23 protein-coding genes are annotated in these 22,931 nt (G+C 55.0%); 7 read left to right on the top strand and 16 right to left on the bottom strand.

Going from position 1 to position 22,931, the window contains the following annotated elements; genetic code table 11:
- Positions 1 to 22 precede the first annotated feature (22 nt).
- A complete protein-coding gene (locus KNP68_RS03435; protein WP_029594636.1) occupies positions 23 to 943 on the top strand; it encodes an EAL domain-containing protein in 921 nt (306 codons plus the stop codon).
- A gap of 39 nt (positions 944 to 982) precedes the next feature.
- Here the strand turns inward: KNP68_RS03435 and KNP68_RS03430 are convergent, their stop codons facing one another.
- A complete protein-coding gene (locus KNP68_RS03430) occupies positions 983 to 1,123 on the bottom strand; it encodes a hypothetical protein (protein WP_021066065.1) in 141 nt (46 codons plus the stop codon).
- Positions 1,124 to 1,261: 138 nt separating this feature from the next.
- Here KNP68_RS03430 and cls point away from each other — a divergent pair, with 138 nt between their 5' ends.
- Positions 1,262 to 2,785 carry a cardiolipin synthase gene (gene cls, locus KNP68_RS03425; protein WP_241764564.1) on the top strand — a complete coding sequence of 508 codons (1,524 nt, stop codon included), beginning with the start codon at positions 1,262 to 1,264 and terminating at the stop codon, positions 2,783 to 2,785.
- On the opposite strand, the gene KNP68_RS03420 is transcribed toward cls, so the two are convergent.
- From KNP68_RS03420 to ypfJ, 9 genes are all read right to left on the bottom strand, one after another.
- Positions 2,761 to 3,294 carry a TVP38/TMEM64 family protein gene (locus tag KNP68_RS03420; RefSeq protein ID WP_021066063.1) on the bottom strand — a complete coding sequence of 178 codons (534 nt, stop codon included), beginning with the start codon at positions 3,292 to 3,294 and terminating at the stop codon, positions 2,761 to 2,763. The genes cls and KNP68_RS03420 overlap by 25 nt on opposite strands.
- Before the next feature lie 61 nt (positions 3,295 to 3,355).
- Positions 3,356 to 4,618 (bottom strand): dicarboxylate/amino acid:cation symporter, encoded by a 1,263-nt coding sequence (locus tag KNP68_RS03415; RefSeq protein ID WP_131471485.1) that lies wholly within the window; start codon positions 4,616 to 4,618, stop codon positions 3,356 to 3,358.
- Between the two features lie 158 nt (positions 4,619 to 4,776).
- The gene (locus KNP68_RS03410) at positions 4,777 to 5,280 is read right to left on the bottom strand and encodes a YwhD family protein (RefSeq protein WP_021066061.1); all 504 of its coding nucleotides are present in this window, start codon (positions 5,278 to 5,280) and stop codon (positions 4,777 to 4,779) included.
- Between the two features lie 57 nt (positions 5,281 to 5,337).
- Positions 5,338 to 6,390, bottom strand: a complete 1,053-nt coding sequence (locus KNP68_RS03405) for a DUF871 domain-containing protein (protein WP_131471487.1) — start codon at positions 6,388 to 6,390, stop codon at positions 5,338 to 5,340.
- Between the two features lie 54 nt (positions 6,391 to 6,444).
- A complete protein-coding gene (locus KNP68_RS03400) occupies positions 6,445 to 7,818 on the bottom strand; it encodes a PTS transporter subunit EIIC (protein WP_131471489.1) in 1,374 nt (457 codons plus the stop codon).
- Positions 7,819 to 7,830: 12 nt separating this feature from the next.
- Positions 7,831 to 8,724 carry an N-acetylmuramic acid 6-phosphate etherase gene (gene murQ, locus KNP68_RS03395; RefSeq protein ID WP_256442315.1) on the bottom strand — a complete coding sequence of 298 codons (894 nt, stop codon included), beginning with the start codon at positions 8,722 to 8,724 and terminating at the stop codon, positions 7,831 to 7,833.
- Between the two features lie 163 nt (positions 8,725 to 8,887).
- Positions 8,888 to 9,343: a GNAT family N-acetyltransferase gene (locus tag KNP68_RS03390; protein WP_214756093.1), complete on the bottom strand. Its 456-nt coding sequence runs from the start codon at positions 9,341 to 9,343 to the stop codon at positions 8,888 to 8,890.
- The gene (locus KNP68_RS03385) at positions 9,340 to 10,188 is read right to left on the bottom strand and encodes a MurR/RpiR family transcriptional regulator (RefSeq protein ID WP_021066056.1); all 849 of its coding nucleotides are present in this window, start codon (positions 10,186 to 10,188) and stop codon (positions 9,340 to 9,342) included. The genes KNP68_RS03390 and KNP68_RS03385 overlap by 4 nt, the downstream gene beginning before the upstream one ends.
- Positions 10,189 to 10,296: 108 nt before the next feature.
- On the bottom strand, positions 10,297 to 11,154 hold the full coding sequence (ypfJ, locus tag KNP68_RS03380; RefSeq protein WP_029594630.1) for a KPN_02809 family neutral zinc metallopeptidase: 858 nt from the start codon (positions 11,152 to 11,154) through the stop codon (positions 10,297 to 10,299).
- Between the two features lie 164 nt (positions 11,155 to 11,318).
- Between ypfJ and KNP68_RS03375 the strand changes: the two genes are divergently transcribed.
- Positions 11,319 to 11,507, top strand: a complete 189-nt coding sequence (locus tag KNP68_RS03375; protein ID WP_012727443.1) for a 2-hydroxymuconate tautomerase — start codon at positions 11,319 to 11,321, stop codon at positions 11,505 to 11,507.
- A 40-nt stretch (positions 11,508 to 11,547) separates the two neighbouring features.
- On the opposite strand, the gene KNP68_RS03370 is transcribed toward KNP68_RS03375, so the two are convergent.
- Complete coding sequence (locus tag KNP68_RS03370) at positions 11,548 to 13,134, bottom strand: Na/Pi cotransporter family protein (protein ID WP_214756091.1); 1,587 nt, start codon at positions 13,132 to 13,134, stop codon at positions 11,548 to 11,550.
- A gap of 23 nt (positions 13,135 to 13,157) precedes the next feature.
- A complete protein-coding gene (locus tag KNP68_RS03365; protein WP_214756088.1) occupies positions 13,158 to 14,453 on the bottom strand; it encodes an HD domain-containing protein in 1,296 nt (431 codons plus the stop codon).
- A 100-nt stretch (positions 14,454 to 14,553) separates the two neighbouring features.
- Here KNP68_RS03365 and KNP68_RS03360 point away from each other — a divergent pair, with 100 nt between their 5' ends.
- On the top strand, positions 14,554 to 15,402 hold the full coding sequence (locus tag KNP68_RS03360; RefSeq protein ID WP_214756086.1) for a lipoate--protein ligase family protein: 849 nt from the start codon (positions 14,554 to 14,556) through the stop codon (positions 15,400 to 15,402).
- 4 nt (positions 15,403 to 15,406) lie between these two features.
- Positions 15,407 to 16,252, top strand: a complete 846-nt coding sequence (locus KNP68_RS03355; RefSeq protein WP_214792161.1) for a DegV family protein — start codon at positions 15,407 to 15,409, stop codon at positions 16,250 to 16,252.
- Positions 16,253 to 16,303: 51 nt separating this feature from the next.
- Here KNP68_RS03355 and KNP68_RS03350 read toward each other — a convergent pair whose 3' ends face one another.
- On the bottom strand, positions 16,304 to 18,253 hold the full coding sequence (locus KNP68_RS03350) for a glycoside hydrolase family 3 protein (RefSeq protein WP_214756082.1): 1,950 nt from the start codon (positions 18,251 to 18,253) through the stop codon (positions 16,304 to 16,306).
- Between the two features lie 325 nt (positions 18,254 to 18,578).
- Here KNP68_RS03350 and lipA point away from each other — a divergent pair, with 325 nt between their 5' ends.
- On the top strand, positions 18,579 to 19,478 hold the full coding sequence (gene lipA / locus KNP68_RS03345; RefSeq protein WP_353048252.1) for a lipoyl synthase: 900 nt from the start codon (positions 18,579 to 18,581) through the stop codon (positions 19,476 to 19,478).
- An 18-nt stretch (positions 19,479 to 19,496) separates the two neighbouring features.
- Positions 19,497 to 20,327: a lipoate--protein ligase family protein gene (locus KNP68_RS03340; protein ID WP_214756080.1), complete on the top strand. Its 831-nt coding sequence runs from the start codon at positions 19,497 to 19,499 to the stop codon at positions 20,325 to 20,327.
- 27 nt (positions 20,328 to 20,354) lie between these two features.
- On the opposite strand, the gene amyS is transcribed toward KNP68_RS03340, so the two are convergent.
- The 3 genes from amyS to KNP68_RS03325 all read right to left on the bottom strand — a co-directional run bounded on the left by amyS (position 20,355) and on the right by KNP68_RS03325 (position 22,927).
- Positions 20,355 to 21,872, bottom strand: a complete 1,518-nt coding sequence (gene amyS / locus KNP68_RS03335) for an alpha-amylase (protein ID WP_233004996.1) — start codon at positions 21,870 to 21,872, stop codon at positions 20,355 to 20,357.
- A 198-nt stretch (positions 21,873 to 22,070) separates the two neighbouring features.
- Complete coding sequence (locus KNP68_RS03330) at positions 22,071 to 22,598, bottom strand: DUF2812 domain-containing protein (RefSeq protein WP_214756077.1); 528 nt, start codon at positions 22,596 to 22,598, stop codon at positions 22,071 to 22,073.
- Positions 22,595 to 22,927, bottom strand: coding sequence for a PadR family transcriptional regulator (locus tag KNP68_RS03325; protein ID WP_214756075.1), 333 nt, complete (start codon positions 22,925 to 22,927; stop codon positions 22,595 to 22,597). The genes KNP68_RS03330 and KNP68_RS03325 overlap by 4 nt, the downstream gene beginning before the upstream one ends.
- Positions 22,928 to 22,931: the final 4 nt, after the last annotated feature.

Here is a 22,931-nt window from a genome sequence, read left to right as displayed (position 1 = left end):
CTCTTGGAAAGGAGGAATGTACATGTGGTCTCCCTGTACCGCCTGCTCCACGAACATCCCGTTCTTTGAGCGCGGCCTTGTCGTCGTCAACGACACGTTCCATCCGTATGAATCGTTAGATGAATTAAGCGCACACCTCTCTACCGTCGAGGAGGACGTCTATTGCGTCGATCAAGTGACGAAACGTCAAACCGCAATCATCTCGGCGAGTAACCTACTCGAACAAATCGCCAACCGTGATACGATCGAACTCATTCAACACGGTGAATTCGAGAGCCATCTGCAACCAATCGTCCATCTCGATACCGGTGAACGATTCGGTTACGAAGCGTTACTCCGCAGTCGCAATAACGTCTCTCCCGGAGAACTGTTCCGCGCGGCCAACCGTTTCGGCCTGCATTCCAAGCTTGACCAGCGCGCTCGCGCCGAGGCGATTAAAGCGACCTATCATGCCGTCGCCCCGCACGAAAAGACGTTCATCAACTTCTTGCCGTCGACGATTTATAACCCGGACTATTGTCTTCAACACACGTTCGAGATTATCGATCAATACGGGCTTAGTCCCGACCGTTTCATCTTTGAAGTCGTCGAGACGGAGAAAGTGCAAGACGTGGCCCACTTGCAGCACGTGTTCTCTACATATAAGAAGCGCGGCATGAAAGTCGCCCTCGACGATGTCGGGGCCGGCTTCTCGACGCTCAATATGTTGAAACGCCTCGAACCAGACTATGTCAAAATCGACCGGTCGTACATCTCGTTTTGCGATCAAGACGCCGAAAAACGGACATTCTTGAAAAATGTACGTCAATTGACCAAATCGATGGACATCACGATTCTGGCCGAAGGCATCGAACGCGCCGAAGAAGTCGACGTCTGTCGTGAACTCGGATTCGACCTCGCCCAAGGCTATTACTTTGGCAAACCGTCCCCGTATTCGCTTTGACGCAACGAAGGCCTAGAGCATCCGCTCTAGGCCGTTTTTTTAATCGTCTTCTTCTTCATCCATATCTTCTTGCATTTCTGTATCTTCATTGTTCATCGGTTCTTCGTCTGCTCCCCCGCAAGCCCCGAGAATGATGCCTGTCGCCAAGAGCGACGCGGCCAATGCACCTTTCTTCTTCATCGCTAACACCCCTTTTAAGTTGTGTCGTACAGTTACGATAATTCCCTTCGCCCATATCGTGAAACGTAATTTTAGATTAACAATGTGTAAACGGTGGAATGAATTCAGTGATGACAACTGAACAGAAAGAAGGTGTACGTGTTGAAACGACGCGTCTGGCAACTCCTCACCATGATTGTACTCGGCCTCCTCCTTCTCCTCGTCCTCTACTCCGTGGACGGATTGATCCCATTCCTGATTGGTCTCGCGATCGTGGCGCCGCTCCTCGTCGGCTGGCATATTTTATTCGACCAGGTTCAACCGCAGGCCAAGCTCGCTTGGCTACTCGCCGTCCTGTTCATCCCGTTCCTCGGCGCCCTCGCCTGGGTACTATTCGGACGGACACCGCGACGCCACCGTCGGATTAAACGGACTTCGACCGAGATTCGTATGTTCCGCCAAGCGATTGAAGAGGAACGCGTCGAGACGTCCAATGACGTATCCGATTGTTATCCGCTCACGCGCACGCTCGAAAAACTCGGGGCGACCGGCGCGGACGGCCACACGTCGACGAAACTACTCGTCAATGGCGAGGAAAAATTCGATGCAGTGATTAAAGATATCGAGCAAGCGACCCATCATATCCACGTCCAGTATTATCTGTTCCGGACCGATGAAATCTCGCTCAAGATTCGTGACGCTCTCATCAAGCGATCCAACGAGAACGTCACCGTCCGCTTCTTGTATGACGGCCTCGGCAGTCAAGAGATTAGCGAAGTGTTTCTCGAACCACTCCGCGAGTCCCGTGTCCACGTCGAGGCGTTCGACCCGGTCGTCCACCCGCTCCTCGTCTTTAATGCCAACTTCCGCAATCATCAGAAGTTGATCGTCATCGATGGACGAATCGCTTACACGGGTGGCCTGAACGTCGGAGATGAATATTTGGGCAAACATAAAAAGCTCGGATTTTGGCGCGATACCCATCTGCGTCTCGAAGGGCCGCTCGTCCGGGAATTGCAGCGCCTGTTCGTCGAGAATTGGCTGTATGCCGGTCATGAGGAAGACAAAGAGACGTGGGACTTGTTTGCCGACAGCAAACACTTACCGGAATACTTTATCGATGAGCCGCAACAAGAAAACGGGGCGACGCAACTGCTCGTCACATCACCAGGGAAAGATGTGACGATTCGAGACGGGCTCATGGCTCTGTTGATGCAGGCGAAAGAATCGATTTGGATGACGACCCCTTACTTGATTCCGCCTCCCGAAATGCTCGCGCTGTTAGAAGTCGCCGGCAAGCGAGGCATCGACGTCCGAATCGTCGTCCCCGGAAAAGGAGACGAATGGTTCAGTTTCCATGCGACCGAGTATTATTTTGAGCAATTGCTCAAACGGAACATCCGGATTTATAAATACAATCGTCATTTTATCCACGCAAAAACCGTCCTCATCGATGGCAAGATTGCGCTCGTCGGGACGGCTAACTTTGATTTTCGGAGCATGTATTTGAACCATGAGATGACGATCGCCCAGTTCGAGACGTCATCCATTCAAGAGTTGCACGAAGCGTTCTTGAACGACTTCGATGAATCGATTCTCGTCGACTGGTCGATGATGCGTAAGAAATCGAACGGCAAACGCTTCGTCGAAGCGTTCTGTCATATCTTCTCGCCGCTTCTCTGAGACAAACGCCACACGGCGTACAGCACGGCGAGAACGGCGACGAGAACGAGTTGCCACCCGCTCGCCACGGTCAGGACGGCCGTGACGGCAAGCGCCTCAATCAATAGCGCCGGGACTTTTCCAATCGTGCTCGCTACAGCGAACGAGGGGAGCGACATCCTGCTGAAGGCGGCCGACAGCGTGACGAGACCAGACGGCACGAACGGTAACAGCCGGAGCCCGAGGACGAGGAACCAAGCCTCGACCCCTTCGGCTTCACGGAGACGCCGCAGCCGCTTTCCGTCCGGTGATGTGTAGCGATGGAGTGCCTGCCGATACAGGATAAAGCTGAGCACGGCGCCGACGGCCTCACCGACGATGGAGACGGCGACCCCTGGTCCAAATCCTAGCAGTTGAACGTTCAGTGCCGTCAAAAAGGCGCTCGGCAACACGCCCGCGATGGCGATGATGCTGTTTAAGATGATGCTGACCACGACAAACAGCGGAATCGGCAGAACTTCCCATTCCATGTATGAAAACCTCACTTCATTTGAAAAGGCTGGCCCGGTATGAACCGGGTCAGCCTTTAGGTTATTTTGCGTCCACTTCATCCCACGAGTCTTCGTCGACTGCAGGAAGATGTTTCTCTTCGAGTTTCGAGACGACGACCGCACACGCGGCGTCACCTGTAATGTTGACCGACGTCCGGAGCATATCGAGGATCCGGTCGACACCGATGATCAGGGCAATCCCTTCGACCGGTAAGTTGACTGATTGTAAGACGAGCGCGAGCATGACAAGTCCGACACCTGGTACGCCCGCCGTCCCGATTGAGGCGAGTACCGCTGTGATGACGACCGTTGCGAGCTCCGTGATTGTCAAATCAGCATTAAACACTTGCGCGATGAAAATCGTTGCGACCCCTTGCATGATGGCTGTTCCGTCCATGTTGACCGTCGCACCGAGCGGTTGGACGAACGACGAAATCGAGCGCGGGACACCGAGTTTCGTTTGAGCCACTTCCATCGACACGGGGAGCGTCGCGTTCGACGACGATGTCGAGAATGCGAACGTCATCGCCTCATAGAAGTTTTTAAAGAAGAAGACGGGATTCATTTTCCCGAGGATGGCAACTGCCCCCCCATAGATTAAAATTGAATGTAGTGCCAGTGTAAATACGACCGCAAACATGTACCATGCCATCGCTTGGACAGCCTCTAATCCAATGCCACCGATGGCTGAGGCGATCAAAGCGAACGCACCGTACGGCGCAAGTTTCATGACCAAATGAATCAAGTACATCATGATGCGGTCACCTTGTTTGACGAATCGGCGCCATGTGCGCGCTTTTTCACCGAGTGCGATCATCGCGAATCCGATGAGTGCCGCAAACACGATAATTTGAAGCATATTGCCTTCGGCAAGTGCTTGGACCGGGTTCGTTGGAATCATGTTGACGAACGTCTGCACGATATTCGACGATTCTTCCGAACCTGACGCATCAAACTCTAATCCCGTCGTCGGGAAATCTCCACGTTCTCCTGGTTGGATGACATAAGCGACACCCATCGCCAAGACGATGGCGAGCGCCGTCGTCGTCAAGAAGAAGAGCAATGATTTCGTTCCGACACGACCGAGTTCTTTCGGGTCACCGAGACCCATGACACCAAGAATGATCGAGAAGAAGACGATCGGGACGACTAACATTTTAATTAAGTTCAAAAATACGGTTCCGACTGGCGAGAGGACATACGTATTGGCCATATCATAAATATTGCCCGGTAATCCTGCTAATGCTAAACCGACGGCTACCCCCAACAGTAGCCCAATCATAATTTTCTTAGTTTCACTCATCGTGTCACCCTTTCTCTTTTACACAAGTGCGTTTAGTATAGCATAATGCTGAATATTCATACAATTACGGTGAAATCACAACATCATAACAAATTCATGTTCCCAAATCGGGGCACATGAAAACAAAAAAGATTGGAGACCGAAACGGTCCAATCTTTTCACTCGGCGCTCAAACGCTCAAGCTCGGTTTGAAGTTCGGTCGATTGTTCCCAGATTTCAGGACGATGTTCTTTCAAAAAGGCAGCGAGCACGTCGCGTGACGGTGCATCCATCATGTCAATCAAGATGCGGCCTTTGAGCGACTTGTCCATCTGGTTGACGTGATACGGCAACAGTTTATAGCCGCGCCGTGCCTCGAGGTCGATCGACATGTCACAAGCTGCGACACCGCCGTAATAGAATCCTTCTGGCTTTCGTCCGACCGTGACCCAGACGATCCAATACGGTTTTCCGTTCGGCACCGCTTCTGGATCCGTCAAAAATTTGATGCGTTTCTCGATCGCCGATTTGGCATGCATGGCCCCCATATCGATGACCGCGGTCCCCGCCTCGACATCGATGATGACGGGAGACATATTGTTCAAACTGAGCGAACCGACCCCAAAACCGCCGTGGCCATCGGTCGAATCGTCAGCGACGATGTTAAAATTAATCTCTTTCATGGCATTCCCTCCCTCTCTACTGTACACAAAGACGAGGGAATGTGGCAATCCGGAACGTCAGCACCACTCGATTCGAAACTTCGTGCCCGGTCCGATCGATTGGATGAGCGGCCGGTCTGCCTCGATGACGCGCCCAAGGACGTTGACCCGTTCGTCCGCCAATAAATCGCGTTTCGTCACTTGCAGCTCACCGGCATAGCGCCCGTATTTCGCATTATCGACCGTGATCGTTCCGAGCGGACGCGGTCTTGCTGCCATCGGCTCGAGCAAGCGGTCCCCCGGACGTCCATAGCCCCTCGATTCGACCGAGCGGACGACGTCACGTGCCGGGTCCATCCGGTTCGTCTGGACACGATAGAAGGCGGCCTCAATCGTCGTCTCCGCTTCGGCCCGAAGGACGAGCATTTTGTCGGCGTGTGAGGCGAACTGTTCAATCGTCTCATCAGTGAGTCCCGGGTCGCCGATTAAGATGCGATCGACCGAATCCATGAGGTCCATGTAGCAGGCGAACGTCGACAACAGGCGATGGTCCTCGAGCGTCGGCAGCCGTTCGAACAGCGGTCCTCGGAGTGTCCCGTCACCAGGGATGAACGCCTGGACGCTCAACCCTTGCCGCTTCAGCCAATCGTTCTTGGCATCGAACCAGTTACGATCGAGCCCCGTCTCCGGGCGCGGATAGAAGTTGTGCCACGCCTCGACGTTGTCCGTCACGAGGCCGTGTTGCTTCATCTCTATGAGTTCCGCTTCAGACAGCGTACTCGCGTTCAAGGCGACCGTCATTCGGGTCGACAAGTCGGCGACTTGTTTCGGCGTCACGCCGTAATCGACGCGCAGCCCCGTCACGCCCCAATCGAGAAGTGTATGGGCATCGTCCCACGTCTTGCCGAGCGCGGCGAGCGACGTCGGTGCGATATCCGCAAACAGTTCCATGTCGAGTTCTCGTGCGAGCGTCCCGAGGTCACGAAGCCGTTCCGTATACACCGACGTGTCGTCCTCGGGGATATGCAGTGACGTGAACATCGAGGTGAAGCCAATCTCGCGCATGCGTCCGACCCATATCTTGAACTGCGGTGTGAGCGGTTCGCTCAAATAAACCGATAATCCCTTCATCAGAAATTCCTCCTCATCAAATGAAAAGGCGACTCCAAAGAGCCGCCTCAGTTGTTAAATCCCGTCTGCCATTTCTTCTTTGAAGCCGAAGAAATATGTGAAGATGAAGCCAGCCGTATACGAAATGACAAGACCTGCGATGTACGTCAAGTACATGCCGTTATCGATGAGCGGCGTAAGCGAGAGACCCGAGACCCCAATCCCGAGTGCTGCCGTCTTCATCGTCGCTTGGAAGGCACCGCCGACCGCGGCCCCCATACAAGCCGTCAGGAACGGACGGCCAAGCGGGAGTGTGACCCCGTAAAGGAGCGGCTCGCCGATTCCAAGGAATCCGACCGGGATGGCCCCTTTGATGATGTTACGGAGACGTTGGTTGCGCGTCTTCACGAAAATCGCGAGCGCCGCCCCGACTTGTCCAGCCCCTGCCATCGCCAGGATTGGCAAGAGTGCCGTGTTACCGACCGTGTTCAAGAGTTCCAAGTGAATCGGTGTGAGTCCGTGGTGCAACCCGACCATGACGAGCGGAAGGAAGAATCCAGCAAGGACAGCCCCTGCTACCGGTCCACCGACTTCAAGCACGGCGTTCAATCCTTGCATGATCCCGTCTGACAAGATGCCTGCGACCGGCATGATCGCATAGAGCGCCGTGAAACCGACGACGAGGACCGTGAGAAGCGGTGTAAAGATGATATCGACCGCCGTCGGCATGAAGCGACGAACGTGTTTCTCGATGTACGTCATGAGCCAAGCGGCAAAGATGACCCCGAACAGTCCACCCCGCCCGACAACGAGCGGTTCCCCATAAATGGTGATGTCCGCGAGCACCGGGTTGAAGAGAATCCCCCCGGCGATGGCACCGAGTACCGGCGTCCCGCCGAACTCTTTGGCCGTGTTCCAACCGACGAGGATGGCGAGATACGCGAACACTGTGCTACCGAGCAATAAGAGGATTTGCATCCACGTTTCGGTCGGGTCAACGCCGGCGTTCTTCGCGAAGTTGGCTCCCCCGTTAATGATACCTGAAGCGACAAGCCCTGGAATGAGCGGAATAAAGATGTTCCCTAAGCGACGCAAGAAGCGCTTGAACGGCGACTTCTGTTTGTCTTTCACTTTTTGACGTTCGATGGCCGCCCGTTCGTCCGGCGTCAAATTCGCATCGACCGACTCTTCCCCGATGGCGAGCCCCGTCTCACGACTGAGATGGTCCGCCACGCGGTTGACCGTCCCCGGGCCAACGACGATTTGCAACGTCTCGTCATCGATGACACCCATGACACCATCGATTTGTTTCAATGCGGCGAGATCCGCTTTCGTCGGATCTTTGAGCGCTAAACGCACACGTGTCATACAGTGCGCGAGTTGACGAATGTTATCTTTCCCCCCGACATGCTCTAATATCGCATGTGCAAGAACCTCTTCTTTCTTCATCTCGAATCCCCCTTATAATGCGTCACGGACGAATCCGTTCGCACGCTCTAATCGCTCGACTGCCTCCGCATGCGGGACGTCGGCTAAAATCATGACAATCGCCGTCTTGACGTGACCACCGGATGAATCGAAATAACGCGCGGCCGTCTGTTCGTCGACCCCTGTCGCTTCCGCAATCATCCGTTTGGCCCGCACTTCCAACTTTTCGTTCGTCGGCTGCACGTCGACCATCAAGTTTTGATACACTTTCCCTACCCCAATCATCGACGCCGTCGAGATCATGTTGAGGACGAGTTTTTGCGCCGTCCCTGCTTTCAATCGGGTCGATCCGGTCAATACTTCTGGTCCCGTCTCGACTTCGATTTTGAACTCGGCGTGTTCGCTGATTTTTGAACCTTTGTTACACGATAGCGCGGCTGTCGTCGCGCCGACCTCGCGGGCGTAATCGAGTCCGCCGATGACGTACGGTGTCCGTCCGCTCGCGGCAATCCCGATGACGGTGTCGAACGCATTCAAGTGAAGCGCTTTCAAATCATTGACCGCCAAATCCTTGCTATCCTCTGCTCCCTCGACCGCTTTAATCAACGCCCGTTCGCCACCTGCGATAAGTCCGACGACCATGTCCGGTGACACGCCAAACGTCGGCACACATTCCGCCGCGTCTAAGATTCCGAGCCGTCCGCTCGTCCCTGCGCCGATGTAAATCAAACGTCCGCCTTGTTTGAAGGATGCGATGGCACGCTTCGTCACTTCGGCAATGACCGACAGTTCTTCTTGAATGACGTGTGGGACCGATTGATCTTCCTCATTCATCACTGCAAGGAACTCCTCGACCGCCATCTCGTCCAAGTGCATCGTTCGTTCATTTCGTCTTTCAGTAGCCAGTTTATCTAACATCGCCACCATCCTTTCTTCTCTCTAATTTTATTGTACTAACTTGAAATTAAAAGTCAAACTTATTTAAAAAAATAAGGAAATAAAATTTCATTGCAGGTCAGGCGTATACATGTAGATTTGTATACGTGTATACATCTATAGAAAAACGCCCGGCCCTATTGGACCGAGCGCTTTAGCTGATGACTTTTTTCAACACGTGGACGTGATCGCCGCGTGCCGTGATGGAATCTTTTTCATAGACGTAGCCTTGCCGTTCCCAAAAGCGGCGCGCCCGCTCATTGTGAGGTAACACCCCGAGTCGGAACACCGTCTGGAACGGACGCATATACGTCTGTTCGAGCTGTTCATACAATCGCGTCGCAATCCCGGTGCCGTGCAGCCGTTCATCGACGATGAACAGACCGAGCCAAAGCGAGCCGTCGACCGGGTGTTGCTTCAACAAGTCGGCGACGGCGATGACGTCCCCGTCCTCAAAGACGAGGCTGACGGTCTCCTCCGTCTCAAAATCGGCCACGTTTTCATCGCGGAACGTTTCGGGCGCCTGTCCGTTCAATTCCGCGAACGACCGTTGTTGTAAGAGGAACGCCGCCACCGCATCGCGCCACGTTGGGTCATAGACGTGAATCATCGGCGCAACTTCACCATCTCGTCACGTGCCTCGGCGTAGCGATCAATCAATCCCTCGCCTTTTCGGTGCAACAGCCCCATATAAAGTGTGTCGATAATCGTCAACTGTGTCATCCGTGAAGCGATGCTCGCAATCCGGAAATCACGTTCGACGCTCGGCGTGCATAGTCGGACATCCGCTTCTCGATAGAGCGGAGATTTATCGAGGTCCGTGATGGCGACGACCGGCACCCCTTTTTTCTTGGCGAAGCGGACGAGTTCGAGTACGTCTTTCGTCCGACCCGACGTACTGATGGCGACGAAAACGTCGTTCGGGCCGAGATGCGGAATGAGAGACAACATGTAATGGAAATCTTGCGATGTCTGGGCCGCATAGCCGAGCTTTGTGAATTTATATTGCGCGTCATAGGCGGCCGTCGACGAACCGCCGACCCCATAAAACACGACCCGGTTCGCTCGGGCGAACGTATCGATCGCATGCTCGAGCTCACGCTTGTCCATCGCCTCGGCACATGCCTCGATGGCCATTTTGTTCACATGGATGACTTTTTGAAACGAATCGTAAGGTGTGTCTTTCTGCTGCAACACGTTGAAATCGGTGAGCGTCGTCTCGGTGATCGCCAAGTCTTTGACGAGGGCGAGTTTGAACGCCTTGAAGCTATCGATTCCGACGACACGCGCAAAGCGAACGATACTCGCCTCGGACACGTCCGTCTTTTGAGCAAGCTCTTTCGTCGTCATATTCGGAACGAGCGTCGAGTGGGATAAAATATAGTCGGCGATTTTTTTCTCCACGGACGTCATCTCGCTTTTGGCGAATTCGATTTTTTTGAGTAAGGATTCCATCGGGTCATCCCCTTCCTACTTCTAGTTTCTGTTTCCATGATAGCGGATTCTTTCTGCACAAGCCAACTTGGACATGGAAAAAGGTCAAGCCATCGCTTGACCTCATGGTTATAAGTTTTTGGCGTTGAACGTATCGCCGCCTTGAATCGTCCCGTTTTGAAACCCTTTATCGAACCAACGTTTCCGTTGTTCGGACGTCCCGTGCGTGAACGAATCCGGTGTCACATAGCCGCGCGCCTGTTTCTGAAGGGTGTCATCCCCGATTTGGTGCGCCGCATTCATCGCTTCTTCGACGTCGCCAGCCTCGAGGTAACCCATCCCTTGAGCGTGGTGGGCCCAAACGCCTGCATAATAATCGGCCTGGAGTTCGAAGCGGACCAAATATTTGTTGAACTGTGTCTCACTCAGCTCGTTGCGGAGTGGCATAATCTCGTCCGTCGTGCCGAGCAACGTCTGGACGTGGTGACCGACCTCGTGGGCGACGACGTACGCCATCGCGAAGTCACCCGGTGCGTTAAACTGTTGACTCAGGTCATCATAGAAACTCAAATCGATATACAACTTCTGATCACCCGGACAGTAGAACGGTCCGACAGCCGATCCCGCAATCCCGCACGCCGATTCGACTTGATCTTTATAGATGACGAGCGTCGGCTCCCGATACGTCAATCCGTTCTCCGCAAAAATATCGGTCCACACTTCTTCGGTATCCCTTAGCACGACCGACACGAAGTCGGCCATCTCTTCTTCCCGCGCCGAGCCTTCATACGTTCCAGAGGACTGTTCCGGTTCCCCGAGTCCGATGTTGTTGACGATATCGCCCGGATTGCCCCCGTTGAGCAGTGTGAAGACGATGACCAAGATGAGACCAAAGCCCCCACCGATCCCTGCGATGCCTTTCCCTCCGACACGTTGCCCCCGTCGATCCTCGACGTTTCGACTTGCTTGTCTACCCTTCCATTTCATCCGCCTGTTCCTCCTACGACTAGTCTGTCTTGTTCCTTACCCCGTTTTCACATATTTCGCACCTGCATTTTTTATTTGTACCGTCCGCCCAATCGATTTTCTGCTTTCCACTTGCCTCACCTTTCACTAGAATGAAAGGGAACGAACTAAAAGGAGGAAATGTGATGCCATACGTAACGGTTAAAATGCTCCCAGGTCGCACGGTCGAACAAAAACGTGCGTTGATTGAAAAAGTGACAGACGCCGTCTCCGAGACGACGAACGCCCCGAAAGAAAACATCACCGTCTTCATCGAAGAGATGGACGCGACGCACTACGGCCAAGCCGGCGTCATGCACGCAGATAAGAAGTAAACACAACGACCGCCCTTCCATCTTGGAGGGCGGTCGTTGTTTAGTCTTCCAGATTCACTTCAAACCGCTCGCTCGGGACGGTCGGTTTAATCAGATGACGCGTCGCACGCCAAATGTGATAGCCGATTCGGTCGAGCCAGAGGAGGGCCTGCACCTTTTGAATCGTCTGATCCATCTCGAGTTGATTGGCCGCCGTCTCCTCGAGCAGTTCGGCCCGGTGCGCTTTTCGATATTCAGCGAGCTGTTTCGAGGCCGTCTTCCACTGCCGCGATTCTTCCGGGGGCGTGTGATGATTGAGCGTCTCGACCATGTCGAGTTCATGCAAGACGAGCTGACGCGCGACCAGGAAGTCCGTATCGCGGAGCGCGTCGACCGGGTCGACTTCACGCATGACGAACAGCCACCGCTCCAAGTGGTCGATTGTATGGAGCAGCGACAGATGTTGGCCATAGTCGTTGCGTCCCCGCCCTTCTTCCAATTGAATCGTGCTCAAAAAGACACGGACGTCGCCGAGCGTCTTCTCGACGAGTTGGAGCTCGTCGTCGCGTTTACGTGCCTCGGTCAGCAACAGTTGCGTCTCTTTGGCCAAATAGCGCTCAATCTCAATCAACGAGCGCCGGGCCGCCTCGAGCGCGACCGTCGGGATGCGGGCCATATTCGGGTCGAGGAACCGGGTCAGCTTTTCCGCCCGGCTCGGGATCCACTTGAGCAACTGACGACTGAACGCCTGATGGAACGGCAGGAACGTGAACACCCCGAGCAAATGGAACGAGGTGTGGAACAAGGCGAGCCGCAACAGTTCGTTCCAATTGAGGCGATCGGCCACACCGTTCACGACACCGAACAAGAGCGGGAACATCAGCCAGCCGATGAGTAAAATCGAGCCGTGGACGAGCACGTGCGCCAAGACGATGCGGCGGGCCGACTTCCAACCTCCGATCGACCCGAGCGCGACGACGAGACTTGTCCCGGCACTTTGCCCTAAGACGAGCAGACACGCTTGGGCAAGGGTGACCGTATCGGTCGCGAGCGCCGTCATCGTCAAGACGAGACCGATGCTTGAAGACTGCAATAAAACAGTCATCCACAGGCCCGTACCGAGAAGCGCAAGTTGGTGGAGCGGTGTGTCCGCTTCCCAACTGGCGAACGAGAACGTGACAACTTCCCGCATCGCCTCTTGGAGCGTTCCGATGCCGACAAAAATGAGGCCAAGTCCGACCATGAGCATGCCGATGCGTTTGACGCGCCGCCCAATCAAGCGCAGCGCCATGCCGACCCCGATGAGCGGGAGCAACAGCTCGCGGATATCGACGTTATAACCTAAGAGCGCCACGATCCATCCGGTCGTCGCGCTACCCGCGTTCGCTCCGATGACGAGTGTGAGCGCTTGGGTGAACGTCAGCAGGCCGGCACTGACAAAACTGATTGTCATGAGCGTCGTCACGGTCGAGGACTGAAACAACGTCGTCATCGTCGCTCCGAGAAAGGCACCCGAAACAGGTCCTTCAGCCAAGCGATTCAATCGTTGCCGGAGGCGTTCCCCGGCCATGCTTTTTAACGTATCCGTCAACAGCATCATCCCGAGTAGGAAGATGCCGACTCCCCCGACCAATGTGCCGATTCCCATGGTGTCACTTCCTTTTCAACGATTCAATCGCCTCGTAACGTTGACAACATCCATGTTTTTTCTGATGCGTGATCTTTCAAGTTGAGCAGTACGTCCTCCGGATAATAGATTTTCTCGTCGGACTGTCGTGAGTTTAAAATCGATTGGACGAGCATCGACACTTCCGAAATTTCCCGGCGGTCGCCATCATTCATCTTGAGATAGATGCCTTCGTATGTCCCGTGCCCTTTATACAAATCGTATGGCAATTGGCTGAGCTGATCCTCGAGCAAGTAGTAGCGCGTCGGTAAACCGATTGCCTCCATCGTTGAACGCAAGCGGTCCATATAGCGGACGCGGTTCGCTTCCGGGAAGTTCTTATATTTCAACAAACGACGGTTGACGAAGCGGCTCGCAAGGTCGGCCAAAATCGGGTCCGCCTCATCCATCCATTCCTGAAAATAGAAATAGACGATCGTCTCATCGAGCTTCAAATAATGCTCGAGCGTCATGTCTTCATGGTTAAAAATCGGCAAGAAATGCTTTGGAGTCATCTCGAAAGAATAACCCGATTCGTATAGTTCTTGCGCCCGTTCGAGCACGGCTTTGAGTAATAAATCGCTCGATCGCGTCGCCGGATGCAAGTAAACTTGCCAATACATTTGATAGCGCCGCATGATATAGTCCTCAATCGTATGCATGCCCGACTGTTTGACGACGACTTGGTCCTCATCGGGACGCAACACCCGAAGCATGCGCTCAAGGTCGAACTTACCGTAACTGACACCGGCGAAATGGGCGTCACGGAGCAGATAGTCCATCCGATCGACGTCGAGTTGCGAACTGAGGATATTGACGAGCAGTCGGTTCGGGTGTGTCTTATTGATGATGGCCGCCACTTCTTCCGGGAAGCCGACCCCCATCTCGGACAGCACTTTGTTCACTTCCGTGGCCCCGAGGATGATGCGTTCGGTCCACACCTCGTGACGGACGGCGAAGACGTGCTCGAACGCGTGCGAGAACGGACCGTGTCCGACATCGTGCAGCAGCGCCGCCGCGAGCAACAACTCCCGGTTGCGGTCATCCCACTCCGGATACTCATGGAACTGATCGATTAGCTGTCGGGCGATTTCGTAGACGCCGAGCGAATGATGGAAACGCGTATGCTCGGCCCCGTGGAACGTCAAAAACGACGTCCCGAGCTGTTTGATGCGACGTAACCGTTGAAACTCTTTCGTATTGATCAATTCCCAGACGAGATGATCATAGACGTATATATAACGGTGAACCGGATCTTTAAATACTTTCGACCCCGATAATTGACCTCGTGACGTATACATGACGTTGCCCCCTACGTTTCATTAATGATTGGATTCGACTTCTAGCGCGTGGTTCCTCCCATGTTATAATGGGAAGGAAATTATTTATTGAAAAGGAATTATGTATATGACCCATCCATTATTACGACAACCGACCTACCGTGTCATTGACCAGTCTTCGCTCGGTCCGGCGTTCCAAGCCGAGCAATCGTTCGCGACGGACGATACGCTCTGTGCCTCGACCGCGACGTCAGGTGCCGTCCTGCGGGCCTGGGTTCATCTAAACACGGTCGTGCTCGGGATTCAAGACGCCCGTCTGCCCCACTTGGCAGATGGCATCCGTTTGCTTCATGAACACGGCTTCCGTCCTGTCGTCCGCAATTCAGGAGGACTGGCCGTCGTCTTAGACGCGGACGTGTTGAACTTATCTTTGATTTTACCCGAGAAAGACGGGATTCAAATCGATAGCGGCTACGAGGCGATGACGTCACTCATCCAACTCATGTTCCAAGATGTGACGAACGAGATCGTGCCTGGCGAAATCGTCGGCTCATACTGCCCGGGCAGCTTCGATTTGTCGATTGACGGCAAGAAGTTCGCCGGCATTTCCCAGCGCCGCGTCCGTGGCGGCGTCGCCGTCCAGATTTACTTGAGCGTCCGCAAGAGCGGAAGTGAACGGGCCGCGCTCATCCGTGATTTTTATGCGCAAGCCATCCAAGGTGAAGCGACGCGCTTTACCTATCCGGCCATTGTCCCTGAGACGATGGCGTCACTCGAGGACTTGCTTGGTATCCCGCTCACCGTCGATGACGTGTTGCGCCGCGCCTACACCGTCCTTAGTGACGTGAGCCGGCTCATACCTGGCACTCTCGATGCGGAAGAGCAGGCGACGCTCGTGACCCAGCTCGACCGGATGTGGAAGCGCAATGAACCGATCCGTGAGATTGAACAACAATTAATAGAGGAGTGACCGCATGTTTAAAATCATAACCGATACCGGCGCCGATTTGACCCAAGACCAGATCGTCGAGTACGGTCTCGAAATGCTACCGCTCGGTGTCGTCATCGACAACGACGAATTTTTAGACGGTGAGACGATTCAACCAAAAGACGTGTACGACGCGATGCGTGCCGGGAAGACGCCGAAGACGTTCCAAATCGAGGCGGCCCGCCTCGAACAATGTTTCCGTCAACATCTCGAATCGGAAATCCCGTTCCTGTACCTCGCCTTCTCCGGTGAGCTTTCAGGCACCTATCAGACGGCCGTCATGGTCGGCAACCTACTTAAAGAAGAATACCCGAACAGCACGTTCCATATTCTCGATACACGTGCCGCGTCCGTCGGCCAAGGGCTGTTCGTCAAGACGGTCGCCGAGTATGGCCAAGACCATACGTATGAAGAGACGGTCGCCTACGCGACGTCGCTCGTCGGCAAAATCCGGCATTTGTTCACGGTCGAATCGCTCGAGTATTTGATGCGCGGCGGCCGTGTCTCGAAAGCGAGCGCATTCATCGGGGATTTGTTGACAATTTTACCGCTTTTGACAGTCGAAGACGGCAAACTCGTCCCAATCGAGAAGGTGCGCGGTCACAAGAAAGTGTTACGCCGCATCGTCGAATGGATGACCGAGTCGAAACCGCTCGTCGAGGGTGGGCATGTCTTCATCGGTCACGGGGACGACCCGGTCAAAGCCGATCAGTTCGAGGCGTTGTTACGGGAACACGTGAACCCGGCGAGCGTCACGAAGACGATCGTCGGTTCGGCCATCGGGGCGCACACAGGCCCAGGCCTTCTCGTCGTCGGCTATTTCGAGGCGTGACAATCAAACGAAAAACCGCGAGTACCCTCATGGGGCACTCGCGGTTTTAGTTTACTTGTTCCAGTTGCGGAATCCGTCACCAAACTCGAGGTGCAAGTCGTCTCCGAACACGCCGTTCTCAAACGTCGGTACGTCGACCGGGAGTTTGCCCGTCGGTTTCACTTCACCGAAGATAGCGCGAATGCCGGCCGGGAGGTTCGGTCCTGCCGATTTGGCATTGCCCGCCTCTGAATCCGGTCCGTTCGGGTCACCTTTGAAGCCGTAGATGATGAGCTGGGCCGGTGCGTCCGGCTGAACCGCCACATCGTACGGGTTACGCAGGCTGAGCAAGACTGACTTCTTGCCCGTCTCGTTGGCGTAACGGAACACTTCGGCCGGCACGTAGTTGTCAGCCGACGTCGATTTCAGCTTGGCGCTGTTGTTCACGTTCGAGCCGACGATGATATAGTCGGCCGCGTCGATTTTTTCTTTCAATGCCGGGTTTTGATCCAAGTGCTTCGTCGATGCCGTATAGTTCGCGGCGATGACGTTCACGTCTTTCATGTTGCCGGCGTTCTTCTCGAGCGACTTGATCGTCTTGATCATGCTGTCCGTCTGGTCTTTCGCCGGTGACAAGACGAGGACCGTCTCACCCTTTTTCGGTTTGAACGGAAGCGTCTTGTCGTCATTTTTCACGAGCGTGACGGCCGCCTCGGCGATTTCACGTTCTTTCGCTTTATGCTCGGCACTGCCAACGACCGCATTCGCCTCAGCGAGTTTCGCCTCGAGCGTCGTCGTGTCGACCGATTCTTGCCAAATGCCGCGTTCCGCTTTGAGCGTCAAAATCCGCTCGACCGCTGCATCAATCTTCTCTTCTGACAGGCGTCCATCCTCGACGGCCGCCATGACGTCTTCAAAGATCGTCTCGAGCTTCACGACGTCCGCGTTCGACCGTAAAATCGTCGGCATGAGCGCGATATCCACGCCCGCATCGAACGTCTTGATGACCGCTTCGGCTTCCGTGAAGTTATCGGCAATCGCCTGCATGTTCAAAGCGTCCGTGATGACGATCCCGTCATATCCCATGTCTTCCCGTAACACGCCCGTGATGACGTCGTCCGAGAGCGTCGCCGGGAGCGGGAATGTGCCGCGCGGCGAGTTGACGACCTCATCCTCGATTTGTGGCATCCCGATGTGTGCCGTCATGATCATATCGATGCCTTCGGTGATGGCTCGTTTGAACGGCAACAGTTCGAGACCGCGCAAATCTTCGAGCGATTTGTCGACGATCGGAAGTCCGTAATGCGAGTCGACCGCCGTGTCACCATGACCTGGGAAATGCTTCGCCGTCGCGGCGACGCCCTGGTCTTGGATCCCTTGTGTCATCGCCGAGCCGAGCTCGCCGACGAGTTCTGGGTCGCTCGAGAACGAGCGTACGCCGATGACCGGGTTGGCCGGGTTGTTGTTGACGTCTAGCACCGGACCGAAGTTGACGTTCACCCCGAGAGCGTTCAACTCCGAACCGATAATATTCCCCGCGTCGTATGCGTACTGGCTGCTCCGTGTCGCCCCGAGCGCCATGTTACCCGGCAAGTTCGTGCCCGTTCCGAGACGTGTCACGATTCCACCCTCTTGGTCAATCGTGATGAAGAGCGGTACGTCGTTGCTTTCGTCTTGTTTGACGACTTCTTGGAGGTCGTGGACGAGTTTCGTCGTCTGTTCGGTCTCGGTCACGTTTTCCGCGAACAAGATGACACCCCCGAGGTCAAACCGATCGACGACGCGCGCCACATCTGTCGCGAGTGCCGTATGGTTCGCCCCGTTCCATAATCGGAAGTCTGGCATGATCATTTGACCGAGCTTTTGTTCAAGCGTCATCGACGCGAGCTTGGCGTCCACACGCTGCTCAATCGACGTTGCTGGCGTCTCCTCCGCTACGACCGCAGTCGCCATCGGGACCGATGAGACGAGTAGCGCAGTCGTTAGCCCCAGTGTCGCCGTCCAGTTCAATGCTTTGTTCATGTTCCCCACTCCTTTTTGAAAGTTTCCCCGACCCCCAAACAAAAAGGCATGGAGGAAGAAGCGTTGCCTCACCAACGCTCGTTCACCCCATGCCTGATCGTATCAGTTACATATGGTCCTTATTCAGGTGGTCAACGTCAGTATAGCAATTCAAAAAATGGGAAACAATACTTCACATGAAAGCGTAACCATTTTGAAATATATGTTCTGTTTTGACACACATCCAAGCTGTATTGGCAAAGCTAATAATTTCGCTGGTTCGAATTCGTCCTCATCTTTGGTAAACTCTTTTTGTTAGGGGTTAACTTTCAAAAAGGGGGAAATCATCTTGGCACGAGGGGAACTGAAACGAAAACCGGAATGGTTAAAGATTAAACTGAACACGAACGAGACCTACACCGGTCTCAAAAAGATGATGCGCGAGAAAAATCTACATACGGTCTGCGAGGAAGCGAAATGTCCGAACATCCATGAATGTTGGGCCGTCCGCCGCACCGCGACGTTCATGATTCTTGGAAGCATCTGCACCCGCGCCTGCCGCTTCTGCGCGGTCACGACGGGCAAGCCGAACGAGCTCGACTGGGAAGAACCGAAACGCGTCGCCGAGTCGGTCCGCCTCATGAACTTGAAGCACGTCGTCATCACGGCCGTCGCCCGCGACGATTTGAACGACTACGGCGCGACGGTATTCGCCGAGACGGTCCTCGCTGTCCGTGCCATGAACCCGGAGACGTCGATCGAGGTGCTCCCGTCCGATATGATGGGTGATTTCTCGGCGCTCCAGACGCTCATCGATGCCGGACCGGACATCATGAACCATAACTTGGAGACGGTCCGCCGCTTGACGCCGAGAGTCCGCGCCAAGGCGACGTACGACCGGACGCTCGAATTTTTAAAACGGTCCAAAGAACTGAACCCGGACATCCCGACGAAGTCGTCCATCATGGTCGGACTCGGCGAGACGAAGGAAGAGTTGATTCAAGCGATGGACGACCTCCGGGCCCATCACGTCGACATTCTCACGCTCGGCCAATACTTGCAGCCGACGAAGAAGCACCTCGACGTCGAGCGTTACTATCATCCGGACGAGTTCGCCGAGCTGAAAGAGATCGCCTTAGCGAAAGGCTTCTCCCACTGCGAGGCCGGACCGCTCGTGCGCTCCTCGTATCACGCGGACGAACAAGTCCACAAGGCGCGTCGTCATACGATGCTGCCAATCGACTAAGAGAAAGAAGAGACATATATGATTGGAACGACATGGCATCTGCTTCACACCGCCCCGCTGTCCCCGGCCGAGAACATGGCCATCGACGAGGCCATCGCCGGCTGGGTTGCGCGCGGTGACTTGAAACCGACACTCCGTTTTTACGCCTGGGCCCCGCACGCCATCAGCGTCGGGCGCTTCCAACGGGCGACGCGCGATCTCGACCGCGACGCGCTCACCTCGAACGGCATCCCGGTCGTCCGTCGTTTGACCGGGGGACGGGCCGTCCTGCACGCGGACGAGCTGACGTATAGCGTCAGTCTCCCGGAGACGATGCCGTCTTTGCCGACGAACGTCATCGAGAGCTATCGCCTCCTGACCGAAGGGGTGCGCCGCGGCTATCACGCGCTCGGCGTCCCGGCCGAGTTCTCGGTGCCGCTGACCGAGGCCGACCGCGAGGCACTCCGAAAACCGAAATCGGCCGTCTGTTTCGACGCCGCCTCGTACTATGAGCTCGCCGTCGACGGCAAGAAGATCGCCGGCAGCGCCCAAGTGCGCCACCAAGGCGCCGTCCTGCAGCACGGGTCGATTCCGTTATCGATTGACGATGACGTCTTGTTCGACTGCTTCAATCTCGCGGCCGATGAGAAGGCGGAGGCGAAAGCCCGCTTCGGTGACAAGGCCGTCTCCTTGAACGAGACGCTCGGCCGACCGGTCGCCTTCGACGAGGTCGCCGTGGCGTTCACGGACGGATTCCGCGACGCGTTCGATTTGACGTTCGAACCGCTGACGTTCACCGAGGCGCAACAACAAGAGATTCAGCAACTCGTCGCCAAGTATGAGAGTGACGACTGGGTCTGGAAACGCTAAAAAACGAGTCTCGCGACTCGTTTTTTCTTATTGTTGCGTATAGATGGAGACCGAACCACCATTGACAAAGAACTGGCCCCAGCCGTCGGCGTTGATCGTGACGAGACGGGAGTTGTTGTTCGTCATATCTTTCCATACCTCGCCGGCGTTCTGTTTGCCGACGTACATCCACTTCGAACCGCCCGGACCGTCCGATAGAATCGTCGCGAGACCCGATTTGGCACGGTCGGTCACACCTTCACGTGTCCAGCCGATGACGTCCTGATGATCGAGGTAGTCATGCTGCGTCCCGTAGGCGAAGTCTTTTCGTGCCTTCAAAATCGGTTGGAGCGTGCCCGACATGTTCGGGATTTCGCGGTTCGTCGTCCCTTTCGTGCCGTAATAGTCTCCATAGAAGAGGGCCGGATAACCCTGACCGCGCGTCATGATCGTCGCGTAGGCGAGCGGTTTGAACCAGTTGGCGACCGTCGACTCGAGCGACTGGCCCGGCTGTGAGTCGTGGTTATCGACAATCGTCACGGACAGCGACGGATGCTGTTCGGTGACGGTGCCTTTCAAGATGTTGCGCATATCATAATACCCGCCGCCGTTACCGGCCGCTTGGAAGTTGTAATGGAGCGGCACATCGAAGACGGAGTGCGTGTAGCCCGTCTTATACAGATAGTCGTTGATGGCACCGAGATCGTTCTTCCAATACTCGGCGACCGTGAACATCTCTTTCCCGGTCGTCTGGCGCACGCTCGTCACCCACTCCTTCAAGTACGAGTGGCTGATATGTTTGACCGCATCCAACCGGAAACCGTCGAGCCCGAGCGAGTCGGCGTACCATTTGCCCCAGTTCTTCATCTCTTGGCGGACCTCGGGATGCTCGAAATCGACGTCGGCATACATAAGATAATCATAGTTGCCGTTCTCGTTCGACACGTCCGTGTCCCACGCCTTGCCCGTGCTCTTGAACTTATAGATGCGGCTCAAGCTGCGTGACTGATCCCAATCGGTACCGTCAAAATGGTACCAGCGCCATTTGAACGGCGAGTATGTATTGTTGCGCCCCGCGAAGTTGAACCCGGTCCAGGCCGAGATGCCATACTCACCGGACGTTTCTTGGTTCCGGTTCGACGGATTGACCTCGATCGCCTGAACGGATTCGGTATAATCGGCCCCGCCCTTGTGATTCATGACGACGTCGCCGTACACACCGATCCCTTTACCGCGCAAGTTCGAGATGGCGGTCTGGAGCTGCGCTTTCGTCCCGTACTTCGTCCGGGTCGTCCCTTTTTGGTTGAATTCGCCGAGATCGTATAAATCGTACGCCCCATACCCGACATCGTTCTGTGACGTGCCTTTGTACGCCGGCGGAATCCACACCGTCGTCACCCCGATGTCTTTCAAGTGCTGCGAGTCGTTCGATAGTCGGTTCCAATGCAGCCCGTCGTTCGGGACGTACCATTCAAAGTACTGCATCATCGTACCGTTTTGCGGCGTCGCCGCCTGTGCGACCGGTTGCCCGGCGAGCAGTGCAATCGCGGTGACACCAGCCGTCATCGCTAACCCTTTCCGTCTTTTATCCATGCCCGTTCCTCCTCTTCAAAATGAATGCAAGCGCTTTCATTAATTATCATGCCCGATTCTATTTTGGTTGAATAGAGGATTTCCATAAAACAGTTCTCTGCGCCTAACTATTTTTTTCTTGAATAGTTCAGTCGACCAAAACAAAACGGATGGCTTGTGCCATCCGCCTAGTCATTCATTCCGTTCCAAACGTTTTCGCTTCACGAGGAAACCGAGATACGGGAGTCCTGTGAAGACGAGCCCGATGACGACAAGCGTCTGTAGCACCAAAATGATGGCTTCCGCCGTCTGCGGCCAATCCAATTGGAGCATGAACACAAATCCAAGTGATAACAGCAAGCAGATGAGCGCACCCCGCCCCATCGCACGCTCGACTTGCCCATATTTCTCTTGGGTCGTCTGGCGATCCGTATAAAGAGGCGTCGCGTCCGGACTGCCTTTGAATACATGAATCTCATCGCCGGTCGACGTGACATGTTCCCATCCGCTCGCGGCGAACAGCTCGAAGTAATCTTCGTCCGGCTGTTTGCGATAATCGAGACTGTAGCGTACATCCATCGGTTCCCCTTCGACGAGCGTATAGCCGAGCGGTGCGAACTTCTCTAAATGCCAGCCTCGGGCTGCCATCTGTTCCAGTTTTTTCATTTCGCGCTCCTCAGCGAACGCCAGTCCCCAACTCGACATATATTTCCGTTTCATCGGTGTCCCTCCCCGTCTAAAATGAAGCGTGCATCATCAACGATTGCTTGCCGTCGTTTTACGTCTTCCTCCACGAGCGCTCGTCCTTGGCCCGTGATCACATAGCGCTTCTGCTTCCCGTCCCCGTCGATCGGCGCGATCAACTGGGCGTTCACGAGCTTCTTGATGATCGTGTACATCGACGCCGGACCGATTTTGATCCGTCCGTTCGTCAATTCCTCAACGAACTGCATAATCAAATAGCCGTGACGTGCCTCGGTCAAGGCGAGCAGGATATAGAGCATGCTGTCGGTCAATTCTCCGAGCTCGATTGTGTCATTGCGTGGCATCCCG

This window comes from Exiguobacterium sp. s50 (assembly GCF_018618175.1).
Taxonomy (GTDB): domain Bacteria; phylum Bacillota; class Bacilli; order Exiguobacteriales; family Exiguobacteriaceae; genus Exiguobacterium; species Exiguobacterium chiriqhucha.
The sequence above is the reverse complement of the archived record's forward strand: the minus strand, read 5'-3'. Positions and strand labels throughout refer to the sequence as shown.